This window comes from Oerskovia sp. PE-21s (genome assembly GCF_056158145.1).
The window spans coordinates 429,332-446,321 of sequence record NZ_JBUXJM010000004.1; the positions used below are offsets into that span (position 1 = coordinate 429,332).

The following is a 16,990-nucleotide window of genomic DNA, read 5'->3' on the forward strand; positions in this document are numbered from 1 at the left end:
CCCAGGAAGCACCACACCGACCGACGCCTGAGACGCGGCCAGGCCCCGTGCGCGGCCCGGGTAAACTGGCCCCGGAATCCCCACCCACCGAGATCCGTGCGACCTCGTCGCCGCCCTCGCGGCGCGCCCCGAGCCTCGTGCGGACCTGTCCGAGCCGAGCCGGCCGGACCAACTTCCCGAGGAGCTCCTGTGGGACGCGTAGTCGTCGAGGTCATGCCCAAGCCCGAGATCCTGGACCCGCAGGGCAAGGCCGTCGTCGGGGCGCTCCCGCGCCTGGGCTTCACCCAGTTCACCGGAGTGCGCCAGGGCAAGCGGTTCGAGCTCGAGGTCGAGGGTGACGTCACCCCCGAGGTGCTCGCCGCGGCCCGCGAGGCCGGCGAGAAGGTCCTGTCGAACCCGGTCATCGAGGACGTCGTCCTCGTCGCCGAGCTCACGGCCGAGCTGGGCGGGGAGAGCGCCTGATGAGCGCCCCCGCAGCGACCGGCCTGGCCACGGCCCGGATCGGTGTCATCACGTTCCCCGGCACGCTCGACGACCGCGACGCCGCGCGTGCGGTGCGCCTGGCCGGCGGCGAGCCCGTGTCCCTGTGGCACGCGGACGCGGACCTGCACGGGGTCGACGCGGTCGTGCTGCCGGGCGGCTTCTCGTACGGCGACTACCTGCGCGCCGGGGCGATCAGCCGCTTCGCGCCCGTCATGGACTCGCTCGTCGACGCAGCCAGAGGCGGGCTGCCCGTCCTGGGCATCTGCAACGGCTTCCAGATCCTCACCGAGGCGCACCTGCTGCCCGGCTCGATGATCAAGAACGACCACCTCGCGTTCATCTGCCGCGAGCAGACCATGGTCGTGGAGAACGCCGACACCGCCTGGACGCGTGACTACACCGCGGGCCAGCGCATCACGGTGCCGCTCAAGAACCAGGACGGCCAGTTCGTCGCCGACGAGCGCACGCTCGACGAGCTCGAGGCCGAGGGCCGCGTCGTCTTCCGCTACGACGGCTGGAACCCCAACGGGTCGCGCCGCAACATCGCGGGCATCTCGAACGCGGCGGGCAACGTCGTGGGCCTCATGCCGCACCCCGAGCACGCGGTCGAGGCCGGGTTCGGCCCCGCGAACGAGTCCGGCCCGCGCGCGGGCACGGACGGGCTGGGCTTCTTCACCTCGGTGCTGAGCACGCTCGTCCAGGCCTGAGAGCCCGTCGCCCCGCGCGACACGCGCACTGCCCGACGGCGGCGCTCACCTCCCGAGGTGAGCGGCGCCGTCGGGCAGTGGCGTCCTCGGGGACGGATATCACCCGCCTGCCCGCCGCCCGACCCGTTACCCTGGTCCGGTGCTCACCCTCTTGTCCGGTTCCTCCGTGTTCGGCGCCCTCGTGATCGACTGCGTCGTGTGGGTGACCGGGATGCTCGGCGCGGCGCCGGGTCGGGTAGGGGCGATCGGCTCGCGCATCGAGGCCGTGGTCGCGGACTGGGGCTGGTTCGGCCCGGCGGGCGAGATGACCGAGCGCATCGCGTACACGCCGCTGCGGGTAGCTCTCGCGCTCTTCCTGGTCATGTCCGTGGCGGCGGTCGCCGCGCTCGTGTCGAGCGTCGTGACGCGCCGAAGCCGGTAGACGGCGGGGTCAGAGCCCTGCGACCAGGTTCACGACGGCGCCGATGATCACGGTCCCGAACAGGTAGGACAGCAGGGCGTGGCCCAGCGTCGTGCGCCGGATCTCGCCCGACGTCACGTTGGTGTCGGAGATCGCGAAGCTCATCCCGACCGTGAACGCGACGTACATGAAGTCGAGGTACCGGGGCGGCTCAGCCTGGTTGAAATCGATGCCGCCGTCGGTGCCCGTGTAGTACTGGCGTGCGTAGGCCAGGCCGAACAGGGTGTGGACGGCGGCCCACGAGATCGCGATGCTCCCCACGGCGAACACCGCGGTGAGCGCCTGGGCCCGCTTGTCGTCGGGCGACGCGAGCAGCAGGAGCGCGACCCCCACGAGGCTCACGACCGACGCCGCCAGGATGAACAGGTGCGTCACGCGGCGCGAGGGCTCCTCGCGCGTGGCATGGCTCGCCGTGACCCGGGCGTCCATGGGGGCGATGACGAGCCAGGTCCACGCGATGAACAGCAGGGCCGCGACGCTCCACCCCGCGAGGAAGGCGAAGCGCGGGTATCCCTGCGAGCCGAACCAGAACCCGACGCCCGCCCCGACGAGCAGCCCGACCGCGAGACGCACCGCAGGGCCGGCCCCGAGGCGGTCGCGCGGGACGGGGGTCGAGGGCAGGTCCGGGCGGGAGGGGGTCACGCGGTCAGTCAACCACCGGCGCCGCGGCCCGGCGCGTCGGCCGGGCGCGTCCCGCGGCGTCCGCTGCTATACGCCCTCGGCGAGGTACCGGAGCTGCGCCCGGACGCTCTGCCGCGCCGCGGGGAGCACGCCGAGGGCGACGTCGCCGTACACCGAGGCGGTCACGTCGTCGACGAGCGCCTCCGTGACCGCCTCGCCCGCCCGGTCCCCGAGCGCGGTGCGCACCTGCGCGAGCCGGTCGGCCCGGTGCTCGCGGTACGACCGCACGACGACGGACAGGTCGTCCAGGTGCGGGCCGTGCGCGGGCAGCATGGTCGCCGCGCCGAGCGACTCGAGCAGGTCGAGGCTCGCGAGGTAGTCGCGCAACGAGCCGTCGGGCACGGCGATGACGGTCGTACCGCGGCCCAGGACGGTGTCGCCTGTCAGCACGCTGCCGTGCGGGCCGTCGTCGGGGAGGCGGAAGCTCGTCGAGTCGCCCGTGTGCCCGGGTGTCGCGAGCACCTCGATCCGCAGGCCGGCCGCGTGGATCGTCTCGCCGCCGAGCAACGGCGCTGCGTCGCGGGAGCGAGCCGGGTGACAGTGCGCGGGGTCGGCCGCGCGGACCGGTGCGCCCGTGAGCTCGGCGAAGCGTGCCGCCCCTGCGGTGTGGTCCGCGTGGCGGTGCGTGATGAGGACGAGCTCGACGGGCGGCCCGGCGGCCAAGGTCGTGAGGTGAGCGACGTCGTCGGGCCCGGGGTCGACGACCACGCGGGTGCCCGCCCCCGGTGCGGCCAGGACGTAGGACCTGGTCCCGTCGAGCGTCATGGGTCCAGGGTTGGGGGCGAGCAGCACCGAGGCCTGGCTCGTGACGAGGACGGGCACGCCCGACGGCGCCGCGTGGGCGGGCCGTCGGGTGCGGTCGTCGCTCGGTGGGGTCACGGCTCGGCGTCAGTCTCCGAGCGCGGCCGCGAGCAGCTCGATCGTCTGCGTGCGGCCGGGCGTCGCGTCGAGCGACTCGTCGGCGCGCGAGCCTGCGACGGGCACGACCATGACCTCGTCGACGCCGTGCCGGGAGGCGAGCTCGCGCACGCGGCGGGCCGCGGCCTGGGGCTCGTCGACGATCCAGCGGTCGAGCATCTCCTCGGCCATCTGGGACGTGAGCCCGTCGAGCGGCGTGGACGCGGCGTCCTCGACCGTCTCCTGGGCGCCCAGCGGCTTCCCCGAGCGCAGGCGGGCCATCATGCGCGCCTGCGGCAGCGCGCGGGCGCGTGCCTCGTCGAGCGTCGGGGCGACCGACACGTTGACCGTCAGGAACGTCTCCGGCGCAGGGTGCTCGGCCGACGGGCGGTAGCCGTCGCGGTAGAGGGCGAGGATCTCGTCGATGCCGGCGCCCGAGAAGTGGTTGGCGAACACGTACGGCAGGCCGAGCTCGGCGGCCAGGCGCGCGGAGTAGTCGCTCGACCCGAGCAACCACACGGTCGGCACCGACTCGGCGGCCGGAGTCGCGTGGACGTCGTAGACCTGACCGGTCGTGAGGCGGACCGAGGCGCCCTCGGAGCTCATGAGCGAGCGGATGTCCTGGACGTGCTGGGGGAAGCGGTCGACGTCGGACGTCGGGCCGCTGCTGCGCAGCAGGGCGGTGACGACCGGGTCGCTGCCGGGCGCGCGCCCGATGCCCAGGTCGACGCGCCCCGGAGCCATGGCCTCCAGGACCGCGAACTGCTCCGCGACGACGAGCGGCGCGTGGTTGGGGAGCATGACGCCGCCCGACCCGACGCGGATCCGCTCGGTCACCGCGGCGGCCGCCGAGATCATGACGGGCGGTGCCGACGCCGCGACCGCGGGCATGTTGTGGTGCTCGGCGAACCAGTAGCGCGTGAAGCCGAGGCGGTCGGCGAGGCGCACGAGGTCCAGGGAGGCGGCGATGGCCTGGGCGGAGGACTGTCCCGAGCGGACGGGGACGAGGTCGAGGACGGAGAGGCGCGGCGAGGTAGTCATCGCCTGGTGCAACCCCGGGATACGGCCGGGGTATTCCTGCGCGGCCGCTGGGTGCGGAGTACGTGTCGTCGTCGGGCAGGTTTCACGACACGTACTCCGCACCCGGCGGCACGGTCAGCGGCGCAGCGCCTGCTCGACGTCCTCGATCAGGTCGAGCGGGTCCTCGAGGCCGATCGACAGGCGCACGGTCGTCTCCGCGATCCCGACGGCGGCACGCCCCTCCGGCCCCAGCTTGCGGTGCGTCGTGGTCGCGGGGTGCGTGATGAGCGACTTGGCGTCACCCAGGTTGTTGGAGATGTCCACGACCCGCAGGGAGTCGAGGAACTGGAACGTGCGCTTCTTGAGGAGCTCGGGGTCGGTGCCCGGGTCGTCGGCGCCCGGCACGTCGAGGTTGAACGTCACGACCGTCCCGCCCCCGCTCTGCTGGGCCTTGGCGAGCTCGACCTGCGGGTGCGAGGCGAGGAACGGGTAGCGCACGGCCGTGACGCCGGGCAGATCCTCGAGCGCGGTCGCGACCTGGAGGGCCGAGGCGTTCTGCGCCTTGACGCGCACCGACAGCGTCTCGAGCCCCTTGACCAGGACCCAGGCGTTGAACGCGCTGAGAGAGGGGCCCGTGTTGCGGATGAAGGTCTGGACGGGTCCCTTGACGTACTCCTCGGAGCCCAGGATCGCGCCGCCCAGCACACGGCCCTGACCGTCGATGTGCTTGGTCGCCGAGTACACGACGACGTCGGCGCCGAGCTCGAGCGGCTTCTGCAGGACGGGGGTGGCGAACACGTTGTCGAGCACGACGACGGCACCCGCGGCGTGCGCGAGCTCGCTCACGCGGCGCACGTCGATCACGTCCTGCATGGGGTTGGACGGGGTCTCGAAGAAGACGACGTCCGCGGGGGTCGACAGCGCCTCCTCCCACTGCGAGAGCACGTGACCGTCGACGTAGTCGGTGCGCACGCCCCACTTGGCGAAGATCTCGTCGAAGATCACGAGCGACGAGCCGAACAGCGCGCGGGCCGCGACGATGCGCGACCCGGCACCGACCAGCGCCGCGAGCGAGGTGAAGACCGCGGACATGCCCGACGCGGTCGCGTAGCAGGCCTCGGCGCCCTCGATGAGGCGCAGCCGCTCCTCGAACGTGTGCACCGTCGGGTTGCCGTAGCGCGAGTAGATGAAGCGGTCGACCTCGCCCGTGAACGCGGCCTCGGCCTCCGCGGCGCTCCCGTACACGTAGCCCTGCGTGAGGAAGAGCGCCTCGCTCGTCTCCTCGAAGTTGGTGCGGGCGTGGCCGCCGCGCACCGCGAGCGTGTCGGGACGGACCGAACGGGGGAGGGGGCCACGACCCGAGCCGCCCGGGACGCCGGCGGGGATGCGGAGCACGCCGTCCCCGGTCGCGGCGCTCACGACTGCGTCCAGGGCAGGCCCGCGGCGCGCCAGCCGTCGGAACCACGGTGACCGGCGCCGTCGAGCGCTCCCTCGAAACCCTCGAGGACGTTGTACGCGGGACCCAGCCCCGCGGCGGTCGCGGCCTTGGCCGCGCCGATCGAGCGGGCTCCCGAGCGGCACAGGAAGACGACCGGACGCTGGGGGCTCAGCCCGGCCGCGGTGAGCTCCGCGACGAACGCCGGGTTCGGGCGGCCCGCGACGTCGACCCACTGGGTCAGGACGGGCTCGCGGCCCGTCGAGGACAGGTCGGGGACCCCGACGAAACGCCACTCGGCGTCGGTGCGGACGTCCACGAGGACGGCGCTCGGGTCGCTCTGGAGAAGGGTCCACGCCTGCTGGGGCGTGATGTCGCCGGCGTACCCGTCGGCGGGACGGGCGTCGGGGACCGGGGCAGCGGTCGCGCGGTCGGGGGCACTCATGGTGATCCTCCATCGGTCGTGGCGGTAGCACCCTCGCCCGTCACCGGGGGGTTGCTGCGGCGTCATCGTGCCAAGTCACTCAGCCGCTCTGGATGGTTGCGTCGGATCGTACGCCACCGTGACCACGGAAAAGAACAGGTGTCTCGCAGGGTGGTCGGGCTAGGTTCCTGCGCATGAGCCACCTCCCCGAACCCGACCGCGCGCCCGACCAGGCCGAGGAGCCCCTGGCCGGTGGGAACTCGACGACCGTGGTGCGGCGAGGCGACACCGTCCGCCGCACCGCAGGGCCCTGGACGCCCACGGTCCAGGCGCTCCTGCGGCACCTGCGCGCACAGGGCGTCACCGAGGTGCCCGAGCCGCTCGGGACGGACGAGCAGGGGCGCGAGGTGCTGTCCTTCCTCCCCGGTGACGTCGGGAACTACCCGCTGCCCCCGTGGGTCTGGGACGAGTCGGTGCTCCGGGGCGCGGGCGCGCTGCTGCGGCGCGTGCACGACGCGAGCGTCGGGTTCCTCGACGCACGCACCGCTGCCCCCGTCCTCGACGCTCCGCCGGCGGCCCCCACCTGGCAGACCGCGCCGCACGAGCCAGCCGAGGTCGTGTGCCACAACGACGTCGCCCCGTACAACCTGGTCTTCCGTGACGGGGCCGTGGTCGGGCTCATCGACTTCGACACCGCGAGCCCCGGCCCCCGGATCTGGGACCTGGCCTACCTCGGCTACCGGCTCGCGCCCCTCGTGGCGGACGCCGGGGACTCCGCGGGGGGCGACGCCGTCGGGCGGCTGGACCCGTTGGCGCGGCTCGACGTGCTGGTCGCCGCCTACGGGATGGCGTACTCGCGCCGGGAGGTCCTGACCGTCGTGGTCGCGCGGCTCGACGAGCTCGCGGCGTTCACGGACGAGCGTGCGGCCGCGACCGGACGCGACGACCTCCGGGAGCACGCGGCCATGTACCGGGCCGACGCGCGGCGCGCTCGGAACCTCGCGGACTCCTCGCCCGTCTGAGCCCTCTTGCCCGCCTGACAGACCACCCTGACCACCATCCGAGACGCGGTGCCCACCGGTTGACACGCTCCGCGCGCCTCGACCATCCTGGACACCAGGTCATGAGTGCCAGCGCAAAACCCCGGTTTGCTGGCCGGCAACCCTCCTCCGCGGTGGGGTGCCCCGGGTGACGACCAGGTCCCTCTCTATCAGGAGGGGGGCAAGCGCGGAGGGGCCGGCACGGCGAACTCCGACGACCACCGGAGGACGTGCCATGAGCGCACATGCAGTCATCGAAGCCCCTACCTCGTGTGCCGTGCTGCCCGTCGTGGGCGGCGACACCCTGGTCCCCCTCGTCGACGGGCGCAGCGTCCCGTACGCGAACCTCGACGTCGCGGCCTCGGCCCCGGCGCTTCAGGTCGTGGCCGACCGGGTCACCGAGGTCCTGCCGCTGTACGCGAGCGTGCACCGCGGTGCGGGCTACCTCTCCCAGGTGTCGACGGCCCTCTACGAGGCTGCGCGCCAGACCATCGGCGCGTTCGTGGGGGCGCGCGAGGACGACGTCACGATCGTCACGCGCAACACCACGGACTCCCTCAACCTCCTCGCGGGCTGCGTCCCGGCCCAGGCCGACGGCTCGCCGGGGCGGGTGCTCGTCCTCGACGTCGAGCACCACGCGAACCTCCTGCCCTGGCAGCGCACGGGGGGCGCCACGGTCCTGGTCGGCGGTGCGACCGTCGCCGAGACCCTGTCGGGCCTGCGCGCCGAGCTCTCGCGCTTCCCGTACGCGCTCGTCGCGATCACGGGGGCCTCGAACGTCACGGGCGAGTCGTTGCCCCTCGCCGAGGTCGTGGCCGCGGCGCACGACGCCGGCGCGCGCGTCCTGCTCGACGGCGCACAGCTCGTCCCGCACCGCGGCGTCTCGCTCGCCGCGAGCGACGTGGACTACGTCGCGTTCTCGGGGCACAAGACGTACGCGCCGTTCGGTGCGGGCGCGCTCGTGGGCCGCCGCGACTGGCTCGACACCGGCACGCCCTACCTCGCCGGCGGTGGCGCGGTGCGCAACGTGACGCTCGACGGCACCACGTGGCAGAGCGCCCCGGCGCGGCACGAGGCCGGGTCGCCCAACGTGATCGGCGCGGTCGCGCTCGCCTCCGCGTGCGACGCGCTCGCGGCCCTCGAGCCCGGCGTGCTCGTCGCGCACGAGACCGAGCTGCGGGCCCGCCTCGTCGAGGGCCTGGAGGCGATCGACGGCGTGCGCGTCGTGCGCGCCTGGGCCGACGCGGTCGACCCCGTGGGGGTCGTGACGTTCTCGGTCGACGGTTCCGACGCGGGGCTGGTCGCGGCCTACCTGTCGGCCGAGCACGGCATCGGCGTGCGCGACGGCCGCTTCTGCGCGCACCCGCTCCTGGCGCGGCTGGGCTTCCCGGCGGGGGCGATCCGGGCGTCGATCGGGGTCGGCACCACGGGTGAGGAGATCGACCGGCTCGTCTCCGCGCTGCGCACCTGGGTGAGCGAGGGGGCGAAGGCCCGGTACGAGGTCGTGGACGGCTGCTGGGTCGTGAGCGACGACCCGCGACCGCTCCTGCAGGTCGCGGGGCTCTCGGGCCTGTTCGCGACGGCCGCCGCGGGCAACATCACGGCCGCCGTGGGCTGCGGACCCGCCCCCGCCTGAGCACCCTCTGACCTGCGCAGACGCTGCCTGGAGCGCAACGTTCACCGGGGCGTCACCTCGCCGTTCACGAACGACCGTTCCGTGGTCTTGGCGGCGACGCCTGCGTGTGTTCTGATATGCGCTGTGCAGCACGATGTCCACCTTGAAGGCCACGGGTTCCGCCTCGAACCCCTGGCTGTCGCGCACGCCGGTGCGCTGGCCCAGATCGTCGATCCGTCGATGTGGGCAGGCATGAGTACGACCCTCCCCGAGGGGGAGGTCGGGATGGTGAACTTCATCGAGGACACCCGCGCCACGCGCGCGCTGACGGCGTTCGCCGTCGTCGACGCGGGCTCGGGTCTCGTGGTGGGGAGCACCGCTTTCCGTGACCTGTCGCTCGACGACAGGCGCGTGGAGATCGGGCGGACCTTCTACGCCCGTTCCACGTGGGGGAGCCTCGTCAACCCGGTCTCGAAATGGTTGCTGCTCCGACATGCGTTCGAGTCGTGGGACGTGCACCGTGTCGGCTTCCGGGTCGACGCGCGCAACACGCGCTCCCTCGCCGCGATGCGTCGCCTCGGCGCGTACGAGGAGGGCGTCATGCGTGGTCACCGCACGGCTCCCGACGGGACCCGGGCCGACTCGGTGTGCTTCTCGATCCTGGCGCACGAGTGGCCCGGCGTCGAGCTCGGCCTGCTCGCCCGGATCACGAGCCCGCGCATCGTGCCCGTGCTCGGCCCGGTCGGGCTGACCGCCTCTGGGGAACCCGATGCCGTGGGTCCTGGGGCCGGGGTGCCCGTGGGACCGCCGGTCCTCACGGTGGTACCGGCCGTCGGCGAGCTGTCGCTCGCGGGAGCCGGCGGCTTCGACGCCGTCGCAGGGTCGTCGTCCGACCGCGCCACGGCCGCCGACCTGCCCCCGGTCATCGCGCTCTGACCGGTTCGTCCCCTGTCCACAGCACCGCCCCGGGACCCAGATGGGTCCCGGGGCGGTCTTCGTCGGGGCGTCAGTCCTTCTTGAAGGCGTCCTTGACGTCGTCGCCGGCCTGCTTGACGTTGGCCTTCGCCTGGTCGGCGTGGCCCTCGGCCTCGAGGCGCTCGTTGCCGGTCGCCTTGCCGGTGCCTTCCTTGACCTTGCCCTTGGCCTCTTCGGCACCGTGCTTGATCTTGTCTCCCAGTCCCATGGGGTCCTCCCTCGGTGTTGGTGGGTGCTTCCTGACGACCGTAGGCAGGGCTGCCGGGGACTCGCATCTCGGAGGACGGGCGGTCCACGAGACCTTCACAAGTGGTCGGGCAGGATGCCCGCATGGAGAACGACGTCGTCCTGGAAGGGTTCGGGCTGCGCCTCGAACCGCTCGCCGAGCAGCACGCGCCCGCCCTCGGCGCGTTCGTCGACGACGAGCTGTGGGCCGGGATGTCCACACCGACGCCCCGCGGGACGCCCGCCATGGCCGCCTACGTGCGCGACGCGGTGGCGACGCCTGGGCGCCTGGCGTGGGCCGTCGTCGGGCCGGTGGCTCCGGGTTCCGGGCCCGACGGCGTCATGTCCGTCCGCGGCAGCACCTCGCTCTACGAGTGGTCGCCCTCGCAGGGCCGCGTCGAGCTCGGCTCGACCTTCTACGACCGGCCCTGGTGGGGCGGGGTGACCAACCCGGCGTGCAAGTACCTGCTGCTGCGGCACGCGTTCGAGGTGCTCGACGTCGAGCGCGTCGCGCTGCGGGCCGACGCTCGCAACGCGCGGTCGATCGCGGCGATCCAGCGGCTCGGCGCGATCCCCGAGGGGGTGCTGCGCAGCCACCGGGTGGCGCCCGACGGGTCGCGCGGCGACACGGCCTACTTCTCGATCCTCGCGGACGAGTGGCCGGCCGTGCGGGACGGGTTGCTGGACCGCGTGCATCGCCTGCCGCCGGGGCAGCCGTCGAGGTGACGGGCTGACGCGAGCCGCCCCTGTGGCCTCTTTCCCCGATCCTCCTTAGGTTGGAAGGATGCCTCCGCGAGCCTGCGGTGGGCGCACCGACCGCTGGAGGGCTGTTGACGACCGAGGGCGCACGACCGGCAGGACCTGTGGTCGACCCGGACGACCGGGCCTTCTTCGGGCACCCGCGGGGCCTGTCGACCCTGTTCGGTCTCGAGGTCTGGGAGCGGTTCTCCTTCCTCGGGATGCAGGCGATCCTCGTCCTGTTCTTCACGGCGACCGTCGCGGACGACGGGCTCGGGATGGCGGCGGGGCCGGCCGCATCGATCGCGGCGGGCTACGGGACGATGGTCTACCTGGTCTCGGTCGGGGGCGGGTGGATCGCGGACCGGGTCCTGGGCTCGTACCGCGCGGTCCTGTGGGGCGGCATCCTCATCGCGTGCGGGCACTACACCATGGCGATCCCCGCCGAGCTCTCGACGTGGCTCGGGCTGGTCCTCATCAGCCTGGGCACGGGCCTGCTCAAGCCCAACGTGTCGACCCTCGTGGGCAAGCTCTACTCGACCACCGACGAACGCCGGGACGCCGGGTTCGCGCTCTACTACATGGGCATCAACGTCGGGGCGTTCTTCGGGCCCCTGGTGACGGGGTGGCTCGGTGCCGACGTCGGCTGGCACTGGGGGTTCTCGGCCGCCGCGATCGGTATGACCGCAGGAGTGGTCCAGTACGTCGTCGGTCGCAGGCACGTCCCCGGGCACGGGCGCGGCCCCGAGGCGCCACTGCCACCGGCCGTGATGCGCCGGACCCTGTGGATCCTGGGAGGCGCCGCGGCCGGGGTGGTGATCCTCGCCGTCGGGCTCGCGCTCGTGGGGCGGCTCAGCATCGCGGGCGTCGTCGACGCGCTGACCGTGGTCGCCATGGCCGCCCCGATCGTCTACTTCACTGTCATGTTCCGCAGCCCCCGTGTGACGGGCGAGGAGCGGGGCCGCCTGCGGCCGTTCCTCGTGCTGTGGTTCGCGTCGGTCGCGTTCAACTTCGTGCTCTTCCAGGCGTACAGCGTCCTGATCCTGCTGGCCGACCAGCACGTCGAGCGCACGATCTTCGGGTGGGAGGCTCCCGCGGCCTGGTTCAGCTCGTTCCTGGGCGGCGTCGAGGTGCTCGTCGCGCCCGTGGTCGCGGCGCTGTGGACCTGGCTCGGGCCCCGGCAGCCGCACGCGTCCAAGAAGATCGCGATCGGCGCACTCCTCGGCGGGCTGTCCTACCTGGTCCTCGTGCCCGCCGTGACGGGGCAGAGCGGCGACTGGAAGATCGCCGTGTGGTGGCTCCTGGTCTCGCTCCTGCTGCTCGGCCTCGGTGACGTGCTGCTCCAGACGACGGGCCTGTCCGCGACGACCAAGCTCGCCCCCGCGGCGTTCTCGAGCCAGTCGATGGCCGTGTGGTTCCTGTCGATCGCGCTCGCGAACGGTATCCAGGCGCAGACCGTGAGGTTCTACGGCGAGATCCCCGACGGCCTCTACTTCACGCTCAACGGCGCGGTCGCAGTGCTCGTCGCGGTCGTCGTCCTGGTCCTCTCGCCCTGGATGAAGCGGACCATGCATCCCGTCCACTGACCGGTGCGCACCGCCAGCACCACCCGAACGACTGCACCACCCGAACGACTGCACCACCCGAACGACTGCACCACCCGAACGACCCAGCACCGGAGGAATGACCATGCGGTACGTGACCGAGCTCCCGTTCGAGACCACGGTCGAGGACCACTGGATACCCCTCGCCGACGGGACACGCCTCGCTGCGCGCGTCTGGCGACCGGTCGACCCCACGCCCGTCCCCGCGATCCTGGAGTACCTGCCCTATCGGCTGTCCGACTGGACCGCCCCGCGCGACGCGCAGCGCCACCCGTACTACGCGGGCCACGGGTACGCGTCGGTGCGCGTCGACATCCGCGGCAGCGGGAACTCGGACGGCCACCAGGACGACGAGTACTCCCCGACCGAGCTCGCCGACGGCGTCGCGGTCGTCGAGTGGCTCGCCGCGCAGGAGTGGTGCAGCGGCAAGGTCGGGATGTTCGGCATCTCGTGGGGAGGGTTCAACGCCCTGCAGGTCGCGGCCCTCGCGCCCGAGGCGCTCGCGGCGATCGTCACGGTGTGCTCGACCGACGACCGGTACGACAACGACGTGCACTACACGGGCGGGTCCGTCCTCGCGGTCGACATGCACGCGTGGGCCGCGACCATGCTCGCGTTCTGCTCCCGGCCCCCGGACCCGGCCGTCGTGGGCGAACGGTGGAAGGAGCAGTGGCTCGACCGCCTCGAGCACACCGAGCCGTTCGTCCACACCTGGCTCGACCACCAGACGCGCGACGACTACTGGCGCCACGGTAGCGTGATCGAGGACTACTCGGCGATCACAGCCGCGGTGCTCGCGGTCGGCGGGTGGAACGACCCCTACCGTGACACGGTCCTGCGGCTCGTCGCCGCGGGGGACCAGGCGGCCGAGGGCGACCGCGCCCTGGGCGGCCCGGTCCGGGGGATCGTCGGCCCCTGGTCGCACCAGTACCCCGACCGTGGCCTGCCGCCCGGCCCCTCGATCGGGTTCCTCCAGGAGACCCTGCGCTGGTGGGACCAGTTCCTCAAGGACGAGGACACGGGCGCGCTCGACGAACCGGCGCTGCGCGCGTGGGTCACCGAGTCCGTGCCGCCCGCCACGGTCTACGACGAGCTGCCCGGCCGCTGGGTCGGGGAGGCGCAGTGGCCGTCCCCGCACGTCCGGCCCACGGTGCTCCCGCTCGCGGGAGCGCCGGGTGGAACGGACGACACCGACACCGACGACGACGCGGGTGCCCCCGTGCTCCGCACGACCGCCCCGCTCGTCACGCAGCTTCCCGCCCACCGGGGACCTGCGAGCGGCGGGCCGACGGCCCCGGCGGACGTGCCGCCGTCGTGCCTCGTGGCCTCTCCGCAGCACACCGGGATCGACGCGGGGCGCTTCTTCCCGTTCGGCAACGACGCGGACCTGCCGCCCGACCAGCGCGAGGAGGACGGGCGGTCCGTGTGCTTCGACTCGGCCCCGCTCGCCCAGCGGCTCGAGATCTTGGGCCGGGCACGGGTCCGGCTGCGCCTGTCGTGCGCGGGCGACAAGGGGCAGGTCGTGGCGCGGCTGTGCGACGTGGGCCCCGACGGCTCGTCGACGCTCGTGACCCGTGGCGTGCTCAACCTGTCGGCCCGCGAGGGGCGCGACCGCGTGGTCCCCTGGGAGCCCGGCACGACGCGCGACGTGACGTTCGAGCTCAGCGGCGTGGGGTACGCCCTCGCCCCCGGGCACCGGCTCCGGCTCGCGGTCTCGTCGGCGTACTGGCCGTGGGTGTGGCCGCAGCCGGGAGGGGCGGCGCTCGCGGTCGCGCCCGCGGACAGCTCTCTCGAGCTCCCGGTGCACGACGGCGCCGCCCCCGGCGGGCACCCCGTCGTCACCTTCGAGGAGCCCGAGCAGGCGCCCCCGCTCGGTGTCGTCTACCCGCAGGACGCGGACCAGCGGCCCGAGCGGCGCGTCGTGCGGGACGTCGCGGCGGACGAATGGCTCCTGGAGGTCGACCCGCGGTACGGCGGGACGCGCGTCTACCCCGACGGCCTCGAGTTCACCGAGGACGCGCTCGAGCGCTACTGGATCGGGCGCGACCCGCTGAGCGCACGCACGCGTTCCGACTGGAGCGTGCGGCTGCGCAGGCCAGGGGCCACACCGTCCGACCTCGCGTGGGACGCGAGCGTCGTGACGCGCTCGGAGATCTCGTGCGACGCCGAGTTCTTCCACACCGACGACGAGGTCGTGGCGCGCGACGGCGAGACCGTGGTGTTCGAGCGCAGATGGCGGCGCAGCATCCGCCGCACTGCGGGGTGAGCTCCGCCGAGAAGTGAGCAGACGCCCCTGATCTGACCCGATCAGGGGCGTCTGCTCACTTCTCGGCGAGCGGCAGGAACAGCGTTCAGCGGGGCGTGACCGTCCCGCTGAAGTGGCGCTTGCCGCTCCGGCCGTTCCAGCCTGCGTACGTGAAGATGCCCGGGTGAGCGGCGTCGTCGGGTGTTCGGGTGATGGCGACCTGGACCGTGCCCGGAAGCAGGACCGGCTTCTCGAACTCGACCGTCCAGTCGTAGGCCTCGCCGCGAGCGGCGCCGACCTCGGCCAGCGCGCGGGCCGCCGTGTACATGCCGTGCGCGATGGTCCGCGGGAAGCCGAACGCCTTGGCGCCCAGGGCCGAGGTGTGGATGGGGTTGCGGTCGCCGGAGATCGCGCCGTACGCGCGCCCGGTCCCGCTGCCGAGCTCCCAGCGTGCGGTCGGGAGCGGTGGCACGAAGTCCTCGCGGGGCGCCTCGTCGGTCCGCTGAGAGGGCGCCTCCTCCTCCGACGGCAGACCGAACCCCTTGGCCAGGTACGTCGAGACGCCGCGGTACGCGAGCTCGCCGCCCGTGCTCACCTCGGTCACGAGGTCCACCTGGACCCCGCGCCGGTGCGCGCGCAGGTTCTCGGCGGTCGCGCGCACCTCGAGCACGTCGCCGACCCGCACGGGCTGATGCAGCGACACCGCGTTCGACACGTGCACCAGGCCCAGCAGCGGCAGCGGGAAGTCGCCGCGGACCATGAGGGCGGTCGCGAGCGGGAACGCGAGCACGTGCAGGTAGCCCGCGGGCAGGGTGTCGTCGACACGCTCGCCGACCAGCCGCTGGTACGCGGTCAGGTGCTCGGTCACGTCCGCGGTCGGGACGTCGGCGACGCGGTAGACGACGTCCGGCAGGACGACGTCGCGGGGCCCGGGCAGGACGCGCCCCACGGGGGAGCGGGTCACGGCGATCCGGCCCGACGACGCCACGCCCCTCGCATACAGGCCGCCGAGCCCCGGCAGCGTGGGCAGCGTGACGAGACGCGGGTTGCGGCGCTCGGGGGCATCCTGCGCGGCGGCCGTCACGCGCCCACCAGGCTCTGGCCGCACACGCGCAGCACCTGGCCGTTGACGCCCGCCGCGGCCGGGGACGCGAGGAACGCGACGGCCTCGGCGACGTCGATCGGCAGGCCGCCCTGCTGGAGCGAGGACACGCGGCGGGCCATCTCACGCTGGACGAGCGGGATCGAGGCGGTCATGTCGGTTTCGATGAACCCGGGCGCGACCGCGTTGGCCGAGCCGCCGAGCGGGGCCAGGAGGCGCGCGGTCGCGCGCGTGTGCCCGATGACCCCGGCCTTGGAGGCGCCGTAGTTCGTCTGGCCCCGGTTGCCCGCGATGCCGCTCGTCGAGGCGAGCGAGACGATGTGCGGCGCCTCCGAGAAGCCGTTCGCGCCCAGCAGGTACTCGTTGATCCGCAGCTGCGAGAGCAGGTTGACCGCGATGACGGCGTCCCACTTGTCGGGGGACATGTTGGCGAGCAGCTTGTCGCGCAGGATCCCGGCGTTGTGGACCAGGATGTGCAGTCCGCCGTGGCGGGTCCGGGCGTGCTCGAGGATGCGGGCTCCCGCGTCCTCGGCCGTCACGTCGAGCTGCAGGGCAGTGCCCTTGATCTCGTTGGCGACCTTCGCGAGGGACTCGCCAGCGGCGGGGACGTCGACCACGACGACCGTCGCGCCGTCGCGTGCGAGCGTGCGGGCGATGGCTGCGCCGATCCCGCGGGCGGCGCCCGTCACGACCGCGACGCGGCCCGCGAGGGGACGGTCCCAGTCGGGGGTGCTCTCGGTCGCGGCCGGGCCCACGTGCAGGAGCTGCCCGTCGACGAACGCCGAGCTGCCCGACAGGAAGAACCGCAGCGTGGCCAGGGCCGACCCCGAGTCCGGTGCGGCGCCGTCCGTGAGCTGGATGCCGTTGGCCGTGGCGCCCGCGCGCAGCTCCTTGGCGAGCGAGCGCAGGAACCCGTCGACGCCCTGGCGGGTCGCCGCGAGCAGGGGAGTGTCGTCGTCGGCCGGTGCGCGCGAGACGGTCACGACGCGCCCGCCCGGCGCGAGGCGGCGCAGGTTCGCGCCGAGCTCGAGCACGGGAGCCGAGAAGTCAGCGGGGCTGGTGGCGCCCGTCAGGACGACGACGACCGCCCCCCAGCGGGTCTCCCCGTCGCCGGCGTTCTGCCGGACGTCGAGGTCCCACCCGAGCAGGGCCTGCGCGACGGCGTTCGTGTCCTTGGCCGAGCCGGGCTCGCCGATCACGAGCACCGGGCCGGGCGCGAGCGGGTCGCCCGGGCGGTAGCGGCGCAGGACCGCGGGCCGGGGCAGGCCGAGCTTCTTGGCGAGGGTCTTGGTGAAGCCCGAGTTGACGGCGGACAGGTACTTGTCGGTCATGGTGGGCT

General features: G+C 73.4%; 17 protein-coding genes and 2 riboswitches. Of the genes, 9 read left to right on the forward strand and 8 right to left on the reverse strand.

Going from position 1 to position 16,990, the window contains the following annotated elements:
• Positions 1-189: 189 nt before the first annotated feature.
• From purS to ACZDYF_RS10680, 3 genes are all read left to right on the forward strand, one after another.
• Positions 190-462 carry a phosphoribosylformylglycinamidine synthase subunit PurS gene (gene purS, locus ACZDYF_RS10670; protein WP_030151045.1) on the forward strand — a complete coding sequence of 91 codons (273 nt, stop codon included), beginning with the start codon at positions 190-192 and terminating at the stop codon, positions 460-462.
• The gene (purQ, locus tag ACZDYF_RS10675; protein ID WP_204807272.1) at positions 462-1,190 is read left to right on the forward strand and encodes a phosphoribosylformylglycinamidine synthase subunit PurQ; all 729 of its coding nucleotides are present in this window, start codon (positions 462-464) and stop codon (positions 1,188-1,190) included. Before purS ends, purQ begins: the two co-directional genes overlap by 1 nt.
• Positions 1,191-1,329: 139 nt before the next feature.
• A complete protein-coding gene (locus ACZDYF_RS10680; protein WP_475056356.1) occupies positions 1,330-1,611 on the forward strand; it encodes a hypothetical protein in 282 nt (93 codons plus the stop codon).
• 9 nt (positions 1,612-1,620) lie between these two features.
• Here ACZDYF_RS10680 and ACZDYF_RS10685 read toward each other — a convergent pair whose 3' ends face one another.
• From ACZDYF_RS10685 to ACZDYF_RS10705, 5 genes are all read right to left on the reverse strand, one after another.
• Positions 1,621-2,292: a DUF1345 domain-containing protein gene (locus ACZDYF_RS10685; RefSeq protein WP_191791973.1), complete on the reverse strand. Its 672-nt coding sequence runs from the start codon at positions 2,290-2,292 to the stop codon at positions 1,621-1,623.
• Between the two features lie 66 nt (positions 2,293-2,358).
• On the reverse strand, positions 2,359-3,153 hold the full coding sequence (locus tag ACZDYF_RS10690) for an MBL fold metallo-hydrolase (RefSeq protein ID WP_475056578.1): 795 nt from the start codon (positions 3,151-3,153) through the stop codon (positions 2,359-2,361).
• Positions 3,154-3,219: 66 nt separating this feature from the next.
• On the reverse strand, positions 3,220-4,269 hold the full coding sequence (locus ACZDYF_RS10695; RefSeq protein WP_475056359.1) for an LLM class flavin-dependent oxidoreductase: 1,050 nt from the start codon (positions 4,267-4,269) through the stop codon (positions 3,220-3,222).
• A 114-nt stretch (positions 4,270-4,383) separates the two neighbouring features.
• Positions 4,384-5,643 (reverse strand): O-succinylhomoserine sulfhydrylase, encoded by a 1,260-nt coding sequence (locus tag ACZDYF_RS10700; protein ID WP_475056580.1) that lies wholly within the window; start codon positions 5,641-5,643, stop codon positions 4,384-4,386.
• A 20-nt stretch (positions 5,644-5,663) separates the two neighbouring features.
• Positions 5,664-6,128, reverse strand: coding sequence for a rhodanese-like domain-containing protein (locus ACZDYF_RS10705; RefSeq protein WP_475056361.1), 465 nt, complete (start codon positions 6,126-6,128; stop codon positions 5,664-5,666).
• A gap of 6 nt (positions 6,129-6,134) precedes the next feature.
• A riboswitch (SAM riboswitch) is annotated at positions 6,135-6,227 on the reverse strand.
• Positions 6,228-6,301: 74 nt separating this feature from the next.
• On the opposite strand from ACZDYF_RS10705, the gene ACZDYF_RS10710 reads away from it, so the two are divergent.
• The 3 genes from ACZDYF_RS10710 (at position 6,302) to ACZDYF_RS10720 (ending at position 9,698) form a co-directional block, all read left to right on the forward strand.
• Complete coding sequence (locus ACZDYF_RS10710) at positions 6,302-7,129, forward strand: phosphotransferase enzyme family protein (RefSeq protein ID WP_475056362.1); 828 nt, start codon at positions 6,302-6,304, stop codon at positions 7,127-7,129.
• Positions 7,130-7,226: 97 nt separating this feature from the next.
• Positions 7,227-7,341: riboswitch (SAM riboswitch) on the forward strand.
• Between the two features lie 41 nt (positions 7,342-7,382).
• Positions 7,383-8,783 carry an aminotransferase class V-fold PLP-dependent enzyme gene (locus ACZDYF_RS10715; RefSeq protein ID WP_475056366.1) on the forward strand — a complete coding sequence of 467 codons (1,401 nt, stop codon included), beginning with the start codon at positions 7,383-7,385 and terminating at the stop codon, positions 8,781-8,783.
• A 123-nt stretch (positions 8,784-8,906) separates the two neighbouring features.
• On the forward strand, positions 8,907-9,698 hold the full coding sequence (locus ACZDYF_RS10720; RefSeq protein ID WP_475056371.1) for a GNAT family N-acetyltransferase: 792 nt from the start codon (positions 8,907-8,909) through the stop codon (positions 9,696-9,698).
• A 70-nt stretch (positions 9,699-9,768) separates the two neighbouring features.
• On the opposite strand, the gene ACZDYF_RS10725 is transcribed toward ACZDYF_RS10720, so the two are convergent.
• Positions 9,769-9,945: a CsbD family protein gene (locus ACZDYF_RS10725; RefSeq protein ID WP_191791968.1), complete on the reverse strand. Its 177-nt coding sequence runs from the start codon at positions 9,943-9,945 to the stop codon at positions 9,769-9,771.
• 122 nt (positions 9,946-10,067) lie between these two features.
• On the opposite strand from ACZDYF_RS10725, the gene ACZDYF_RS10730 reads away from it, so the two are divergent.
• From ACZDYF_RS10730 to ACZDYF_RS10740, 3 genes are all read left to right on the forward strand, one after another.
• Positions 10,068-10,688, forward strand: a complete 621-nt coding sequence (locus ACZDYF_RS10730; RefSeq protein WP_475056377.1) for a GNAT family N-acetyltransferase — start codon at positions 10,068-10,070, stop codon at positions 10,686-10,688.
• 104 nt (positions 10,689-10,792) lie between these two features.
• Positions 10,793-12,286 (forward strand): peptide MFS transporter, encoded by a 1,494-nt coding sequence (locus tag ACZDYF_RS10735; RefSeq protein ID WP_475056379.1) that lies wholly within the window; start codon positions 10,793-10,795, stop codon positions 12,284-12,286.
• A gap of 103 nt (positions 12,287-12,389) precedes the next feature.
• Positions 12,390-14,570: a CocE/NonD family hydrolase gene (locus ACZDYF_RS10740; protein WP_475056382.1), complete on the forward strand. Its 2,181-nt coding sequence runs from the start codon at positions 12,390-12,392 to the stop codon at positions 14,568-14,570.
• 85 nt (positions 14,571-14,655) lie between these two features.
• Here the strand turns inward: ACZDYF_RS10740 and ACZDYF_RS10745 are convergent, their stop codons facing one another.
• Positions 14,656-15,633: a MaoC/PaaZ C-terminal domain-containing protein gene (locus ACZDYF_RS10745; protein WP_475056385.1), complete on the reverse strand. Its 978-nt coding sequence runs from the start codon at positions 15,631-15,633 to the stop codon at positions 14,656-14,658.
• Positions 15,630-16,982: a 3-oxoacyl-ACP reductase gene (locus ACZDYF_RS10750; RefSeq protein ID WP_475056388.1), complete on the reverse strand. Its 1,353-nt coding sequence runs from the start codon at positions 16,980-16,982 to the stop codon at positions 15,630-15,632. Before ACZDYF_RS10750 ends, ACZDYF_RS10745 begins: the two co-directional genes overlap by 4 nt.
• Positions 16,983-16,990 lie beyond the last annotated feature (8 nt).

Bases quoted from the DNA above. Each gene is read 5' to 3' on its own strand.
- purQ (WP_204807272.1), top strand. From the start codon at position 462: ATGAGCGCCCCCGCAGCGACCGGCCTGGCCACGGCCCGGATCGGTGTC.
- ACZDYF_RS10695 (WP_475056359.1), bottom strand. From the start codon at position 4,269: ATGACTACCTCGCCGCGCCTCTCCGTCCTCGACCTCGTCCCCGTCCGC.
- ACZDYF_RS10705 (WP_475056361.1), bottom strand. From the start codon at position 6,128: ATGAGTGCCCCCGACCGCGCGACCGCTGCCCCGGTCCCCGACGCCCGT.
- ACZDYF_RS10710 (WP_475056362.1), top strand. From the start codon at position 6,302: ATGAGCCACCTCCCCGAACCCGACCGCGCGCCCGACCAGGCCGAGGAG.
- ACZDYF_RS10715 (WP_475056366.1), top strand. From the start codon at position 7,383: ATGAGCGCACATGCAGTCATCGAAGCCCCTACCTCGTGTGCCGTGCTG.
- ACZDYF_RS10725 (WP_191791968.1), bottom strand. From the start codon at position 9,945: ATGGGACTGGGAGACAAGATCAAGCACGGTGCCGAAGAGGCCAAGGGC.
- ACZDYF_RS10730 (WP_475056377.1), top strand. From the start codon at position 10,068: ATGGAGAACGACGTCGTCCTGGAAGGGTTCGGGCTGCGCCTCGAACCG.
- ACZDYF_RS10740 (WP_475056382.1), top strand. From the start codon at position 12,390: ATGCGGTACGTGACCGAGCTCCCGTTCGAGACCACGGTCGAGGACCAC.
- ACZDYF_RS10750 (WP_475056388.1), bottom strand. From the start codon at position 16,982: ATGACCGACAAGTACCTGTCCGCCGTCAACTCGGGCTTCACCAAGACC.